Raw genomic sequence first — 258 nt, 5'->3', positions numbered from 1 at the left:
CGAGCGGGCGTGCCGGTGCGGAAGGGTGCATGGCCGTTTCATTCGACGCCCCGCATCTTAGAGCTCTGATTGGGACGGCCGATATCGGGGAGATCGTGATGCGGGCCTTTATACTTCGGCGCGTCGCCCTGATAGATCAGGGCGGTGCCGGTTCTGTACTGATAGGTCAATCGGGCAGTGCTGACCTTATCCGGCTTCAGGGCTTTCTGGCGCGAAGCGGATATCCGTATGTCGCGCTTGACGCTGACACCGACGGAC

The 258-nt window shown here is 61.2% G+C and carries 1 protein-coding gene; it reads right to left on the bottom strand.

All coding sequences use genetic code 11. The annotated features are described in order from the left end of the window. Positions 1-38: 38 nt before the first annotated feature. On the bottom strand, positions 39-258 hold a 220-nt coding region (locus SB816_RS32975; protein ID WP_410548377.1), incomplete at its 5' end, for a hypothetical protein.

It is taken from the genome of Achromobacter sp. SIMBA_011 (assembly GCF_046535435.1).
GTDB classification, from domain to species: Bacteria; Pseudomonadota; Gammaproteobacteria; order Burkholderiales; family Burkholderiaceae_B; genus Achromobacter; species Achromobacter dolens.
This window is presented reverse-complemented; position numbering and strand designations above follow the sequence as displayed.